Raw genomic sequence first — 14664 nt, 5'->3', positions numbered from 1 at the left:
GTATGTGTATCGAAACGAGGCAATGCCGGGGCCAGTCGGCCCGCGGATGGGTATATTAGCCCGGTATGATCCTTGCTGATGGACTTCTGCGCGCCGGAATCGGCGGAGGGCGTGCAGCATTGGTGTGGTGATCCCGTTCACGACCACACTCGCAACCAGTGAAGTCCAAAGGGGTGTTTCCGGCCGCCGGTAGCGTCAGGCGGCGGGATCGTCACACCACCCCTGACAGAAAGATGCATGTGAAGATGCGGATTGCCTGCATCCACCAAGGCTACGAACTCTACGGCTCCGACCGCAGCTTCGCGGAGAGCGTGGCGGCGCTGCGCGCCGCGTTTCCGTCCGCCGACATCGAAGTGGTCCTGCCGCGCAGCGGGCCGATCCTGCAGATCCTGGAGCCTCATGCCAGCCGGATCGTCTTCGAACCGCTCTGGGTGCTGCGGCGCCAGGCGATGCTGAGGCTGGCGACCATCGAGATGGCGCGGCTGCCGGTCGCGCTGTGGCGGGCATGGCGGCGCCTGCGCGATTGCGACCTCGTCTACGTCAACACCTCGATCGTCGCCGACTATGCGCTGGCCTCGCGCCTGCTGCCGACGAAAGCCCTGCTGCACATCCACGAGATTCCCGAAGGCGTGCTGCGCCGGATCCTGGTCGGGTTGATGCACTGGAGCCATGCCGATCTCATCTTCAACTCGCGCGCCACACGCGCCGCGTTCGGCGATCCCAAATCCGCGCGCTCATACGTCGTCTACAACGGCGTTGCCGGCCCGCCGGCGGCCGAAGCGATGACCTATGACGGCAAACGCCCGCTGCGGGTTCTGCTGCTTGGCCGCATCAACCGGATCAAGGGCCAGGAAGTGCTTCTGGAGGCGATCGCCTCGATGCCGGCGGAGCTGAAGTCGAGGATCGAGGTGCGGCTGGTCGGCGGCGCTTTCGAAAGCGTCGAGCGCGAGCGCGCCTTGGCCGAACTCGTCGGGACCATGGGGCTGGCCGACCAGGTCAGCACCTTGCCTTTCATATCCGACCCTTCCGAGCATTATCGCTGGGCCGATATCGTCACCGTGCCGTCGCGACGCCCGGAATCGCTCGGCCGCGTCGCCATCGAGGCGATGGCCTATGGCCGGCCGCCGCTGGTGTCGGCGATCGGCGGACTTGTCGAGGTGGTCAGCGACGGCGAGACCGGCTGGCATGTTCCGCCTGACAATGCTCCCGCGCTTGCCGCGAAGTTGCAGGAGATCGTCCTCGCCCCTGAAGCCTGGCGCGGGTTCGTCGCCGCCGGGCGCAAGCGCTACGAGACGGTGTTCAGCGAGCCGGTCGCGGCCGCGGCGATCGCCGCGATCGCCGCCGACAAGCTGAAGGCGGCGATGGCAAGGCCAGGCAAGGCGGCTACCACCCGCCAGGCGGAGACGCAGCCGTGAAGTTCCCCGTCCATCTGGTGCGGCGCCTCGTGCTGATGATCGGCGGCGAGGCAATGCAGAGCGGCTTTCACTTCGCCCTCAACCTCGCGCTGCTGCACATGCTGTCGGCGCAAGGCTACGGCCTTTTCGCCCTCGCCATGGTGATGGGCGGCGTTGGCCTCTCCTACATCAGGTCGCTCACCGCCGTCCCCGCCTCGATATGGATGAGCAAGAGCAGCAACAGGGCCGGCGTCGATGCCCATGACGTGGCCTTCGGGACGGCGGCGCTGGTCGTGGCGCTGCTGATGGCCGCCGGCACGGCTATTCTGATGCATCTCCTGGGCGACCCAAGCGGCATTGCCGCCGGCTGCTTCGTCGGCGCCTGGTCGCTGCGCAGCCATATGCGAACGGCATTCTTCACGCGTCGCCAGCAGGTGGTCGTCTCCATCAGCGACGCCGCCTTCACGATCGCCGGCACCGTGCTCGCCGGGTCTGCGATCTGGTTCGCCAGGGACGTGCTGCAGACCGTGTTCTACGCCCTCGCGGCGGCAAACCTATTTGGCATCTTCGTCCTGGTCCGGCTGGCGGGCCGCAGGGTTCGCGTCAGTTTCCGCATGCCGACGCGCCGGCGCTACACCAAGCTCTGGCGCCAGCTGTGCTGGTCGGGCTTCAGCGCGACCACCACCAACATCCAGGGGCAATCCCTGGCGCTGCTGGTCGCGGGCATTGCCGGACCGGCCGCCTACGCGCCGCTGGCGGCGGTCCTCGTGCTGTTTGCTCCGCTGCGCATCATCAGCCTTGCCTTCGTGAACATGACGCAGCCGGAACTCGCGAAGCTGATGCAGAACAACGAAACGCGCCGCGTCTGGACGCAGGCGAAGATCTGGTCGCTCGTCATGGGGCTCGGCGGCCTGGCCTATGGATGCGCCATCATGTTCGTCCTGCCGATGATAAAATCCCAGGCTCTGCAGGATGCCTCGGTCGGGTTCATCGGGCTTTTCGCGATCGCGAATTTCGTGCCGATCATGCTCTACATCATGCCCCGGATCGTGCTCGAGATCTTCGGTGATTTCCGGATCGTCGCCTTCATCACCATGGGCGGCGCGATCGTCGGGCTGGCGCTGATCGCGATCCTGCTGGCCGTCGCGTCCCCGCCATGGGCGCTGCTGGGCTCGGCGGTCTCCGAGACCTTCGTGCTCGTGGCATCATGGTATTTCGCGCATCACCGCATGTGGAACATCGAGCATCCGGACCAGCAGCGGCACAGCCGCCTGGGCTCCTGGCGGCGGGCGGTCACGTTCGCCGCGGCAAAGCGATAGGAGAGGGATGTGACAGACCAGGCATTGCACATTGCCGCGGCGACCGACTTGCCCGACGGGCAGGCCTCTCATCCCGCCATCGTCGCCGCGAACGACGCCTACACGGCGCGATTGCACACCAGCCTCGAAACGGTCAGGCCGCTCTGGCTGCGCTTCCAGACGGATGGCGTCTGCACCGCCCACCAGCATTTCGCGTGGGTGGAGGGGATCGTGGCGCGGCTGATGCCTGCAGGCGCGGAGCCGCTCATCGTTGAAGTGAACAACGCGGTGACGGGCGCGCCCTTGATGTTGGTGCCGCTGATGCTGCGGCCAGCCTTCCACCATCGGGTGATCGAATGGCTGAGCTGCGGCGTCTGCGACTATTCGGCACCGCTGCTGGCCGATGCGAGCGCGTGGACGGCACAATCCGCGCAGGCCGCGTGGGCGGCGGTGCGTTCCGTGCTGCCGGCGGCGGACCGCGTCAACATCCTGGGAATTCCGCGGCGGATCGACGGCGTCGCCAATCCGCTGGCGCTGCTTCCGGCGACGCGCGATTCGTTGCAGACCACCTTCGGCCTGGCCATCGACGGCGAGCCGGAAACCGTCCTCAAGCGCCTGTGCAGGCCATCCTTCGTCAAGGAATTCGGCAAGGACTGGCGGCGGCTCGAACGGCTCGGCGGCGTGGAACTGGTCGAGGCCGCCACGCAGGCCGAGGTGGAGCAGCTCTTCGGCGAACTGATCCGGATGCGGCTCAGCCGTTTTCGCGAACTTGGCCGCTTCGACCTGCTGACGCAGGAGGCGGTTGTCGATTTCTACCGCAACGCCGCCCTGCAGGGCCTGCCGGACGGATCGGTGCGGCTCTTCGGGCTGCGCGTCGGCGATGCCCTGATCGCCGTCCAATATGCGGTGGTCCATCAAGGGACTGTTCATGCTCTGCTGATAGCCATGGACCAGAGCGTGGTGCCCAACGTCTCGCCGGGCCTCTTGATCATGGGCCGGCTGATAGGCTGGGCGCGCGAGCGGCGGTTCGATTATTTCGACCTGTCGGTCGGCGACCAGAGCTACAAGGAACGTATGGGCGCCAAGGCTTCGGTGCTGGCCGAGCTTCGCCATGGGTTGACGGTGCGGGGCAGTGTCGCGAGCACCGCCATCGAGCTCCGCAACCGGACCGAGGCCTTCGTGCGTTCCAACCCCCGGCTGCGCAGCGCGGCCCAGGGGATGATGCGGGGTTTGCGGCGTCTTCGTGGGGGATGACGAAGGCGGGCCTGAACGACGGGAGAAGTACGTGGCAGGCCAGGCAATGCGAATGGAAGCGGCGGCGGATGTATCGGGCCAGCTGGTTTCCCCCGATGTCGCCGGTTTGGGCGCCGTCGCGCACTATACGGCGCGTCTGCACACCAGCTTCGACAGCGTAAGGCCGCTGTGGCAGCGCCTTGAGGCGACCGGCCTATGCACCGGTCATCAGGGCCTTGCCTGGGTGGAAGGGATCGCCAAACGGCTGATGCCCGGAAGCGCCGAGCTGCTGGTCGTCGAGGTCAACGACGCCGTTACGGGCGGGCCGGCCATGTTGCTGCCCCTGATGCGGCGCCGGGCGCTTGGGCACTATGTCATCGAATGGCTGAGCTGCGGCGTGTGCGATTATTCGGCGCCGCTGCTGGCCGATGCGAGACCCTGGACCAGGCAAGGTGCCGATGCCGCATGGGCAGCGGTCCGCGCCGTGCTGCCGCCGGCGGACCGCATCCACATAGCGGGCATTCCGCAACAGATCCATGGCGTCGCCAATCCGCTGGCGCTGCTTTCGGCGACGCGCGATTCCATCCAGATCGCCTCGGGCCTGGCCATGCATGGCGAGCCGGCGACGCTGATCAAGCGCATCTGCAAATCGTCCTTCGCCAAGAACTTCCACAAGCACTGCCGCCGCTTCGAACAGATGGGCAAGCTCGACCTGGCCGAAGCCGAGACACCGGATATGGTGGAAGAGCAGTTCGCGACGCTGCTGGAGCTCAGGCTCAATCGCTTCCGCGAGCTCGGGCGTTTCGACCTCCTGACGCAGGCACCGGTCGTCGAGTTCTATCGCAACGCCGCCCTGCAAGGCCTGTCCGACGGCTCGGTGCGGCTGTTCGGGCTGCGTGTCGGGCAAACCTATCTCGCCGTCATCTATGTGCTGGTCATGAAGGGCACCTTGCATGCCCTTCTGCTCGGGATCGACCAGGACGCGGTGGCCAACGCCTCGCCGGGCCTGGCGACAATCGGCAAGCTGATGATGTGGGGGGTGGCGCAAGGGCTCGGCTATTTCGACCTGTCGGTCGGCAGCCAGGGTTACAAGCAGCATATCGGCGCTTCAAGCTCGGTGCTGGCGGAGTTGTGCGAGCCGATCACGCTGCGAGGCAGCGGGGCGACGGCCTATATCAAGTTGCGCGGCAGGATCGAGCTTTTCGTGCGCTCCAAGCCGGAACTGTACAAGACCGTGCAGGGTGTGATGCGCCGGCTGCGGCGATTGAAGAACTGAAGAACGGCTCCCGAAGCGGCTTCGGGAGCAGGAATTGATGGCCGTGCGCGATGACGTGATGGTTCAGAGCGGCTCGGTGTCGAAGAGCAGCATCGTCACCAGATCATCATCGCCGGCGAACTTTCGCCGGTCCTCCGCGCAGGCCCGGCCGATCTCGCTGGCAAAGGCCGTGCGAATGGCCTCCGGACTGTCGAAATGGAGGATGGCGACCCTGTAGGGCGTCTCGCCCGGCAGGACATTCATGATCGGCGACCGGCTGATCTCGTAGCGCCGCAGTCCGGGCAATTGCTTGGCCAGCGGCACGTGAATGTCGTGATAATGGCGCTCGAACGCCGCTGGATCGGCGGGAGTTTTGTAGATGACAAGCATCTTGGCCATGGTGGAGCTCCCTGCTTGAGGTGATCGCGCCTCGTCGGCGCCGCACCAATGTCGTTCGCCGGGAGCGGATTTCGACAGCGATGCCGGATTTTCGCGGGACCAGCGGCATGGTCCCGCGCCCGAAATTGACAGGACTGCTTGTCTCCGTCATCCTTGAGCCCAGTCGCCCGATGTGTCAGGGCGACCGAGGGCAGCGTCATGTTCAGTCCCGTAACCAGCCAGAATGCCAAGCGCGCCGCGGTGCGCAAGGCGCTCGACGCCCACAAGGTCTACATCACCGCGCAGAGCTTTTCGGACGGTGCCTACAGGGCGCGCGTGCTGGTCGACGGCGAGGCCTACTGGGTGGATGAGTTCCGGCTCGAGCAACTTCGGCAGGGGCTGTCGCCGGCCGAGCTCGAACTCACGCCGGCCGCCGACGATTGAGAGCGTGACGTCCATCGGTTACGGAACGCGGCGGTTGCTCCTGCTTGCCAAACGCTTTGGGCGCTGACCCATGCCCGCTTCCTCCAAGCTCAAACCCTATCGCGCCAAGCGTGAATTCTCCAAGACGCCGGAGCCGGCGGGCGGCCTCATTACCGGCGACGGCAACCGCTTCGTCGTCCACAAGCATCATGCCACCGCCGATCATTACGACCTGCGCCTGCAGGTCGGCGATGTGCTGAAGAGTTGGGCGGTGCCACGCGGGCCCTCGCTCAACCCGGCCGACAAGAGGCTGGCGGTCGAGACCGAGGACCATCCGCTCGAATATATCGACTTCGAGGGCGTCATCCCCGAGGGCGAGTATGGCGGCGGGCCGATGATCGTCTGGGACACCGGCACATGGGCGCCGATGGACGATGTGGAAAAGAGCCTGAGGACCGGCGCCTTCAAGTTCCGGCTGGCCGGCGACAAGCTCAATGGCGGCTGGATGCTGACGCGCCTGAAGCCCAAGCCCGGCGAGGGCGCGGAGAAGAAAAACTGGCTGCTGTTCAAGGAGCGCGACCTTGCCGCAGACACGACGCTGAACATCCTCGAAGCGCGGCCGGAAAGCGTGAAATCGGGATTGCGCATCGAGGAACTGGCCGCAACGGCGAAGCCGGCCGCGAAGTCCTCGCCCAAGCCGGGTTCCCTGAAACCAAGCACGCTGCCTGGCGCCGTCAAGGCGCCGGCGCTCAGCCGCATCGAGCCGCAGCTGGCGACGCAGGTGCCAAAACCGCCGGGCGGCGAAAGCGTTGCCGAGAACACAAACGAGCTCTGGCTGCACGAGATCAAGTTCGACGGCTACCGCACCATGGCGCATGTTTCCGACGGGCAGGTGCGGTTGATCACCCGTGGCGGCATAGACTGGACAAGACGCTACGGCGACCTGCCGCACGCCTTCGCCAGATTGCCGTGCCGCGAGGCAATCGTCGACGGCGAGATCGTCGTGCTCGACGGCCGGGGCATCAGCCGCTTCGCGCTGCTGCAGGATGCGCTGGCCGAAGGTGCCGGCAGCAAGCTGCATTTCTATGCCTTCGATCTCCTGCATCTCGACGGCTGGGATCTGACGAAGGTGCCGCTGATCCGGCGCAAGGCGCTGCTGGCGGAACTGCTTGCCGGCCTTGGCGCCAACTCCGCCATCCAGTTCTCCGACCATGTCGAAGGCTCCGGGCAGGGGCTTTACGATCAGGCTACGGAGATCGGGCTCGAAGGCGTCGTGTCCAAACGCGCCAACGCCATATACCAGAGCGGCCGCACCAAGAGCTGGACCAAAAGCAAGGCGCTCCAGAAGGACGATTTCGTCATCGCGGGCTACACGACCTCGCAAGCGGCGGAAGGGCTGGCCGCACTTGGCATGGCCGAGTGGGAGGACGGCGAACTGCATTATCGCGGCAAGGTCGGCACCGGCTTCGATGCCGAGACGGCCTCGGACCTGCTGGCACGGCTGGAGCCGCTGACAGCGGGCGCGACGCCGCCCGAAGGCGTGCCGCGCGAGATCATGCGCGAGATGCACTGGGTGAAGCCATTGTTTTCGGCGCGCATCCACTATGCCAACCGAACGGCGGACAATTCGCTGCGCCATGGCGTGTTTCGCGGTCTGAGGGATGTCGGCCTGTCGACACCGGTCTCGGCCAAGCGCAAACGGCTGATATCCGAGGCGGACCTCGCCACCATCTGGGTGACCAATCCGGAGCGGCGCCTGTTCGGCAAGACCGGACCGACCAAGCTCGACATCGCCGTCTATTACGCGCTGGTCGGCGACTTCATGCTGCCGCACATCCTTGGCCGACCGGTGTCGCTGGTGCGCTGTCCGACCGGCCTGCCCAAGGATTGCTTCTTCCAGCGCCACGCCTTCACCGGCATGCCGCCCTCGGTGGTGACGTTCCAGGCGACCAATTCCGAAGGCGAAACCAAATCCTATCTCTCGGTCGAAGGCGCCAAGGGCTATCTGGCGCTGGCGCAGTTCGGCGTCGTCGAGTTCCACACCTGGGGCACGCACCGCGCCAGCCTCGACAAGCCCGACCAGATCGTCTTCGACCTCGACCCGGGCGAGGGGATTTCGTGGCGCGAGGTGGTGGAGGCGGCCGTCCATATCAAGGGCGAGCTGGAGGGGCTGGGGCTGGTTCCTTTCGCCAAGACATCCGGCGGCAACGGCATCCACATCACCGTGCCGGTGACGCCAAAACAGAACTGGAAGAAGCTGCATCAGGCGACCAGCGCCATATCAACCCATCTGGCGGCCACCGCGCCCGACACCTTCACGACCACCATGGGCAAGGAAAACCGCAAGAAGCGCATCTTCATCGACTATCACCGCAACGCGCGCGGCCACACCTCCGCCGCCCCCTATTCGCTGCGGGCGCGGACCAATCTGCCGGCCTCGACGCCGGTGAGCTGGAGCGACCTGGAAGCGATCGATGCGCCGCAGGATCTGAACTATTCCTCGCTGCCGGGGTTGCTGGAGACGTCGGGCGATCCGTGGGCGGAGATTGATGAGTTCGCGCGGGATTTGCCGGTGTTTGGGACCGCGCGGTAGATCATTCGTGATGGCGCGCGACCCTCGCATTCGTCATCCTGGGGTCTGCGCGCGTCGCTTCGCTCCTTGCTCCGCCCTAGGGTGACGAAGCTTCGAGGCAATCGGCCAATCACCAGCGCCTCGCCCACCATCGACGCTTCCGACAATTTGAATTATTCTCCGCCCCTGACCCCTCCGGCGAGATGGAAGATTTCGTCAGGGATTTGCTGGTATTGTGCGGGGTCGGTGTAGGATTACCACGGCGCCAATCGTCCTTCGGACGAAAGCGCTGCAGAGAGCATGATCCCAAAAAGTGGGAACCGGTTTTTGGGTAAGATCATGTTCAAGCTAAAATGTCAGTGCATGGCCGCGTAGGAGTGTATCATGGCGCCCAGGGCAAGTTGGAAGGGTTACCTCAAGCTCAGCCTCGTCAGCTGTCCGGTGCGGCTATACCCCGCAACGACCACCAGCGAACGCATCTCGTTCAACCAGCTGCACAAGAAGACCCACAACCGCATCAACATGAAGCCCGTCGACCCGGAACTCGGGCTTGTCGAGCGCTCGGATCTGGTCAAGGGTTACGAGTACGAGGACAAGCAGTACATCATCATCGATGATGCCGACCTCGACGCGGTGCGCATCGAGTCCAACCATACGATGAACATCGAAGCCTTCGTCGACGAGGGCGAGGTCGATGTCATCTACCAGGACGCGCCCTACTATCTGGCGCCGGATGGGGCGATGGCGGAGGAGACCTTCGCCGTTTTGCGCGAGGCCATGCGCAAATCCGGTAAGCTGGCGATCGCGCGGCTGGTTCTGTCCAGCCGCGAGCGGGTGGTGACGATCGGCGCGCGCGAGAACGGCATGTTCGTGTGTACCTTGAGAAATCCGAACGAAGTGCGCGGCACGGCTGAATATTTCGGCAACATTCCGGCCGGCAAGCCGGATCCGGAAATGCTTGAACTCGCCGAAGCGCTGATCAAGCAGAAGGAAACCACCTTCGATCCGAAGAACTACGAGGACCGCTACGAGATCGCGCTGATGGCGATGATCCGCGAGAAGCTCAAGGGCCACAAGCCGATCATCGCGGCGGCGCCCGAGCGCGGCAATGTCATCAACCTGATGGACGCGCTGAAGGCCAGCCTGTCGCAGTCGAAGCCGCCGGCCAAGTCGAAGAGCAAGGCCGACGAGGTGGCGGCCAAGCCCGCCGCCAAGAAGGCGGCAGCGGGCGGTGCCCCTGAAAATCCGCTGAAGGCCAGTCTGCTCAAGGCGGTCGGCAAGAGCAAGAAATGACGGCACCGGCCGTCGGGCTACCGGGCGCCGTCTTCGGGACTGTCGGCGCGCTGTCGGCGTTTCCGCTCAGGCTCGCCGCCCGCGAGGTCGAGCGCCAGCATGGCCAGCTCAGGCGCGGCATCACCCGGCGCACCACGCATGTCGTGTTCGGCCGCACGCTTCTCGCCAAGGCTGGTCTGACGAAAAACGGCGATGCCGGGATCGGGCGCCGCGTCGCCGCCGAACGTGCGGCAGGGCGCGTGCTGATCAGCGAGAATGGTTTTCTGCGCCTGCTCGGGCTGATGAAGGCGCCGGAGGTATCGTCACTGTCCAGGCAGTCGCTGATCGATCAGTCGCGGCTGTCCGGCGCCGACCTCGATCTGCTCTCGCTGTTCGATGCCTTCGAGCATGATTGCGAACCCTATTCCTTCCGCGACCTGATCCTGGCGCGCAAATATGCCGGGCTGGTGGCCGGCGGGGCGAGTTGGGGCGCGATCGCGCGCTCCGTGCACCGCTCCGGTCCGGTCGCCTCGCTCACCGCCAAATCGCTCAATGTCGGCTCGCAGCACGGCCGGCCCGACGCGATCTATCTCGAGGGCGGCCAAAGCGAGCTCGACGGGCAATTGCTGTTCGATCTTGGCAGTGCTGCACAGGGCGACGACACGCTGGAAGAATTGTTCGCCGAGGCCGAAGCGGCGGAGGAGGGCGGCGACCATGAAGGTGCCGCCGCGCTCTACCAGCGCTGCCTCGCCATCGACCCCAGCGATGCCATCGCCGCCTTCAACCGCGCCAATTGCCTGCGCGCCGGCGGCCACGCTGCCGAGGCCGCGCATGACTATGCCAGGGCGATAAAACTAGACCCCGCCTTCGTCGAAGCCTGGTTCAACCTCGCCGGGCTGATGAGCGAGCAAGGCCGCGAGGCCTCGGCGCGACGGCATTTGCAGAAAGCGATCGCGCTCGACAAGGCCTATGCCGACCCGGTGTTCAACCTGGCGCGACTGGAGTTCGATGCCGGCAATCTGTCGGAAGCGCGGCGGCTGTGGGTGCGGTATCTGGAGCTCGATGCGGAGTCCGAATGGGCCGGTGTGGCGGCCAGGGGGGTGCAGTTCGTGGATTTGCAGCTGGCGCGGACGGCGGGGTGAGGGAAAAGTCTTCTGATCGGCAGTCGGTTCGACGTTACTGTTGACGGGCAGTCAAGTGTCGATCAAGTGTCGATCGGAGTGTCTTGAAATCGTCCTAATGCTCCAGCTATGCTACGCTCGGGTGGGTCGATAGCAGTTTGCGTGGGCAGCAATATGCGTTTGAGGGGTGTTCTGCTGGCGCCGTTTTTGGTGCTTTGCTGGATGTGTGCGTCGCAGGCTCAAAGCGATGCGGTCGAAGATTTTTCGACGCCCTCCGGTTCGGATATTTTCTACAAGCGTTACCTAGAGGCACTGGATAAGCCGGCTTCTGCCGCCGACGCCGTCACGTTCTTCGTGCGCGGTGAGGTCGCTGCCGGAAAATGGATGCCGGCAGACGAGGGCGCACAGCAGGAGCCGGGCGCCGCCAGCCCTGAAAACGAGGATGCGGAACTGGGCTCGGCAGGGCCTTTCGTCACCCACTCCTGGGAGCAGGTCAGCGTCGCCGACATCGCCACTCTCACCCGCGTTGCCACGCTGGCCGGTCGTTATGAGGCAGGGATGCAGGCGTTGCGGCCCGCCCCGCCGGCGTTGCAGGTCGCCGTAGCGGAACGCTTGCTCGAGGGGACGGTCGATGGCCGCAATGCTGTCGCCGCCACGCGCCTTTTCGAAATGGCGGCGGAGGCCGGCAGTCCGCTGGCGCAATCGCGCCTGGCCTTCCTGTATCAGGAGGGTCTCGGTGTCGAGAAGGACAAGGCGGCCGCCAGGCGGTGGGCGCAACGTGCCGCCGATGCCGGCGATGGTTTCGCCATCTACCAGCTGGCGCGCATGGCCGAGACGGACGAGACGCGCGCGGGCGCTTCCATGGCGCTCTCCCTCTATCAGCGGTTCCTGTCCGAGCCCGGGCGGTTTCGCGCCTCCGAGGGACCGACGGCGGCGGCGCTGCTTATGGCCAACCGGATGATGTCGCCCGGACTGGCGCTGTCATCAGAGGCGGCGGCCACCGCGATCATGAACGTGGCGGAGGTGGCGCCCGACTTCGCGCTCGCCCTGGCGCGGGTCAATCTCTGCAGCGGATGCGGCGGCGTCATAGACGTCAACAGGGCCGCTGAATGGCTTCGCCTGGCGCATGATTTCGGCAATCAGGACGCCGGCTACGAGCTCTACCTCCTGTTGCGCGCCCGGCCCGATCTTGCGCAGCAGCCCAATGAAGGACTGGAACGCCTGCGCGCGGGTGGGACGGAGCACATCGATTCCTTCGTCGCCGCGGCTCTCGAGGAGGCCCGCCAGAGGGACGGTGAAAGGGCGGTGCCGGTCGCGGCCGCCGCATTGCTCAAGCGTGTCTGCAAGGACGACCAGTATGCCTGCGAAAGCTCCGCGCGGGCCATGGCTTCGGGCCGGCTCGACCTTGCAGCGGTGGCGCCGGGGCTCGCCAAGCTGACCGAGCTCGATTCGAACGAGCTGGTCGACATTCTGGCCGCGTATGGCGACTTCGACGGCGCGCTGGCGCGGGCCCGCCGGATCCGACCGACAAGCTTTGAAATGTCGCAGGTCACCGGTCCGAGCGAGCAGCATGCCCGGACGCCCACCTTCCGGCGCCTCGTCGCTTCCCGCGACGCCGGCAACCTAAAGGCGCTACCGGAAGGGTTCGTACCGCTTCTGACCTTCCTGGCGGACAATGGCGACGAGGAGGCGATGGCCTTCCTCGATACGCTGATGCAGCGCGGTTCGGCTGGCAAGCGCGAGCCGACGGTGCCTCCGCTCGACGATGCCCGCGCGGCTTTCGGGCGTGTTGCCGCCAAGGGCGGCCTGTCGCGCGCCTTCGTCAACGCCGCACGCGATCTGTCGGGTGCGTTCAAGCAGGTAGAGCAGCCGAAAGAGGCACTCCGCATGGAACTGACGGCGCTTTCGGCCGAACTTCAGCTCAACGAGATCGCGGGGCTTTCCGAGGGAAGCCTGCAGCGCGACCTGACGCGAGTCTGCCTGCTCTCCAAGGCCAGCGAACGGACGCTGGCCCTGGGCTCGAATGACGTGGCGATGGTGCTGGCCAAGGACGCGGTCAACACGCTGCAGACGGTGCGCTCGGCGCTGTCGACCCTGCCCGAACATCTGCAGACATGTTTCAGCGACTTGGTCGCGGACAATTATCGCTGGCTTGCCGACTTCTTCGTGCGCCAGAACCGTCTTGCCGAAGCCGAGTCCGTGCTTGCCATGTTGAAGGATTTCGAGGCCTTCCAGTTCGTCGACCGCGATGCCGATTTCCGGGGCCGTTCCTATGATACGCTGCCGCTGTCCGAGCCGGAGCGCGGGCTGAAGGCGGCGATCGACACGCTGCGTCCGCCGACGACGCAGGATGCAAGGCGTTCCGAGGAACTGATTGTCAAGCGCGGCCAGGGCGGCCTCAACGACGCGGAGACGAAAGAGCTCGATACGCTTCAAGCAAGGCTCGCCGAGGCGGACGCCGCCTATGACAAGGCGCTCGACGCCATCGTGGAAAAGGCCGAGGCGCTGGGACGCGGCGAGGAGGTCGCGCGGATCGACGCGCTCGGATCGCTGCAGGGTTATCTGAGGGATGAACCCGAGCAGCCGGCGGTGCTGCACTATCTTGTTCTTCCCGACAGGCTGAACATCATCCTGACGACCGCCTATGACCGCAAAAGCGTGACGATCGACCAATGGGACGGCCAGCCCTTCTCTGAGGCGCATCTCAATGAAGAGATACAGAAGCTGCACCTCGCGATGACGTCGCCGTCGCGCGACCCGAAGTCACAGGCGCGCAGGCTCTACGACTTGCTTATCGCCCCCTTCAGGGCCGATCTAGATGCGGTCCAGACCAAGCTTGTGCTGCTGTCGCCGGACCGCCGCCTGCGCTACATCCCCTTCGCCGCGCTCTATGACGGCACGGGCTATGCCGTGGAGCATTTCGAGTTCGCCATGCTGTCCGACGCCGGCTACGAGATCGCCGGCAGGAAGACGACCGGCATTCCGTTCGCCGCGCTTGGAATGACGCGCGCTGCCGATGGGTTCAAGGCGCTGCCGGGCGTCAAAGCCGAGATCGACGGCATCATCAAGGGCAAGGACGGATACGGCCTTTTCGAGGGGCGCGCCGTCTTCGATGCTGCGTTCAACAAGGACGCGCTGGCCGATGCGCTGCGCATCGGCGCGCGCTCGCCGGCCGGCCTCGGCGTCGTGCATATCTCCTCGCATTTCAACTTGGCGGGAAGCGATGGGGCGTCTTTCCTGCTGCTCGGCACGGGCGAAAAACTGTCGCTGCGCGATATCAAGAAGGATCGGCGCGCCTTCGATTTCGGCCGCGTCGACCTGCTGACGCTCTCCGCGTGCGAGACCGGCTATGTCGATCCGGGTCTCGACGGGCGCGAGCTCGAAAGCCTTTCCATGCTGACCGGCAGCCGTGGCGCGCGCGCGATCCTGGCCAGCCTGTGGCCGGTCGACGATGCCTCGACGGCACTCAGCATGCAGCGCTTCTACGAGATCCGCGAGCGGGGCAATATGTCGAAGGCCATGGCGCTGGCGCTGACACAGCGCGAGTTCATCGCCGGCAAGATCGGGTCGACGGATATCGCGGCGGGGCCGAGCATCGTGACCGAGACCGCGGCGCGCGGCGCCATTTCGCTGGTGCCGCCGGATGCGCAGGGCGGGCTTTCGCACCCTTACTACTGGGCGCCCTTCCTGCTCACCGGCAACTGGCGTTGAGAGATGA

General features: G+C 65.5%; 10 protein-coding genes. 9 read left to right on the top strand and 1 reads right to left on the bottom strand.

The features are described from left to right. Positions 1-245: 245 nt before the first annotated feature. The 4 genes from AC1VON_RS27610 to AC1VON_RS27595 are packed head-to-tail and all read left to right on the top strand — an operon-like array spanning position 246 to position 5201. Positions 246-1415 carry a glycosyltransferase family 4 protein gene (locus AC1VON_RS27610; protein ID WP_246741019.1) on the top strand — a complete coding sequence of 390 codons (1170 nt, stop codon included), beginning with the start codon at positions 246-248 and terminating at the stop codon, positions 1413-1415. Further along, the gene (locus AC1VON_RS27605) at positions 1412-2713 is read left to right on the top strand and encodes a lipopolysaccharide biosynthesis protein (protein WP_172349432.1); all 1302 of its coding nucleotides are present in this window, start codon (positions 1412-1414) and stop codon (positions 2711-2713) included. The genes AC1VON_RS27610 and AC1VON_RS27605 overlap by 4 nt, the downstream gene beginning before the upstream one ends. Before the next feature lie 9 nt (positions 2714-2722). Next, positions 2723-3946 (top strand): GNAT family N-acetyltransferase, encoded by a 1224-nt coding sequence (locus tag AC1VON_RS27600; protein WP_172349433.1) that lies wholly within the window; start codon positions 2723-2725, stop codon positions 3944-3946. 31 nt (positions 3947-3977) lie between these two features. Next, positions 3978-5201: a GNAT family N-acetyltransferase gene (locus AC1VON_RS27595; protein ID WP_246740955.1), complete on the top strand. Its 1224-nt coding sequence runs from the start codon at positions 3978-3980 to the stop codon at positions 5199-5201. Positions 5202-5264: 63 nt separating this feature from the next. On the opposite strand, the gene AC1VON_RS27590 is transcribed toward AC1VON_RS27595, so the two are convergent. Beyond that, positions 5265-5579 (bottom strand): EthD family reductase, encoded by a 315-nt coding sequence (locus AC1VON_RS27590; protein WP_172349434.1) that lies wholly within the window; start codon positions 5577-5579, stop codon positions 5265-5267. A 198-nt stretch (positions 5580-5777) separates the two neighbouring features. Between AC1VON_RS27590 and AC1VON_RS27585 the strand changes: the two genes are divergently transcribed. From AC1VON_RS27585 to AC1VON_RS27565, 5 genes are all read left to right on the top strand, one after another. Next, positions 5778-6002: a hypothetical protein gene (locus tag AC1VON_RS27585; protein ID WP_172349435.1), complete on the top strand. Its 225-nt coding sequence runs from the start codon at positions 5778-5780 to the stop codon at positions 6000-6002. A gap of 70 nt (positions 6003-6072) precedes the next feature. After that, positions 6073-8574: a DNA ligase D gene (ligD, locus tag AC1VON_RS27580; RefSeq protein ID WP_172349436.1), complete on the top strand. Its 2502-nt coding sequence runs from the start codon at positions 6073-6075 to the stop codon at positions 8572-8574. 363 nt (positions 8575-8937) lie between these two features. Further along, positions 8938-9846, top strand: coding sequence for a non-homologous end joining protein Ku (gene ku / locus AC1VON_RS27575; protein WP_172349437.1), 909 nt, complete (start codon positions 8938-8940; stop codon positions 9844-9846). Further along, positions 9843-10967 carry a tetratricopeptide repeat protein gene (locus AC1VON_RS27570; protein WP_483125536.1) on the top strand — a complete coding sequence of 375 codons (1125 nt, stop codon included), beginning with the start codon at positions 9843-9845 and terminating at the stop codon, positions 10965-10967. Before ku ends, AC1VON_RS27570 begins: the two co-directional genes overlap by 4 nt. Before the next feature lie 201 nt (positions 10968-11168). Continuing rightward, the gene (locus AC1VON_RS27565; protein ID WP_483125535.1) at positions 11169-14657 is read left to right on the top strand and encodes a CHAT domain-containing protein; all 3489 of its coding nucleotides are present in this window, start codon (positions 11169-11171) and stop codon (positions 14655-14657) included. Positions 14658-14664: the final 7 nt, after the last annotated feature.

This window comes from Mesorhizobium sp. HAY1-8B (assembly GCF_056868045.1).
The sequence above is the reverse complement of the archived record's forward strand: the minus strand, read 5'-3'. Positions and strand labels throughout refer to the sequence as shown.

Excerpts from the sequence above, each read along its gene's own strand:
- AC1VON_RS27610 (WP_246741019.1), top strand. The coding sequence starts at position 246 with ATGCGGATTGCCTGCATCCACCAAGGCTACGAACTCTACGGCTCCGAC.
- AC1VON_RS27590 (WP_172349434.1), bottom strand. The coding sequence starts at position 5,579 with ATGGCCAAGATGCTTGTCATCTACAAAACTCCCGCCGATCCAGCGGCG.
- AC1VON_RS27585 (WP_172349435.1), top strand. The coding sequence starts at position 5,778 with ATGTTCAGTCCCGTAACCAGCCAGAATGCCAAGCGCGCCGCGGTGCGC.
- ligD (WP_172349436.1), top strand. The coding sequence starts at position 6,073 with ATGCCCGCTTCCTCCAAGCTCAAACCCTATCGCGCCAAGCGTGAATTC.
- ku (WP_172349437.1), top strand. The coding sequence starts at position 8,938 with ATGGCGCCCAGGGCAAGTTGGAAGGGTTACCTCAAGCTCAGCCTCGTC.
- AC1VON_RS27570 (WP_483125536.1), top strand. The coding sequence starts at position 9,843 with ATGACGGCACCGGCCGTCGGGCTACCGGGCGCCGTCTTCGGGACTGTC.
- AC1VON_RS27565 (WP_483125535.1), top strand. The coding sequence starts at position 11,169 with ATGTGTGCGTCGCAGGCTCAAAGCGATGCGGTCGAAGATTTTTCGACG.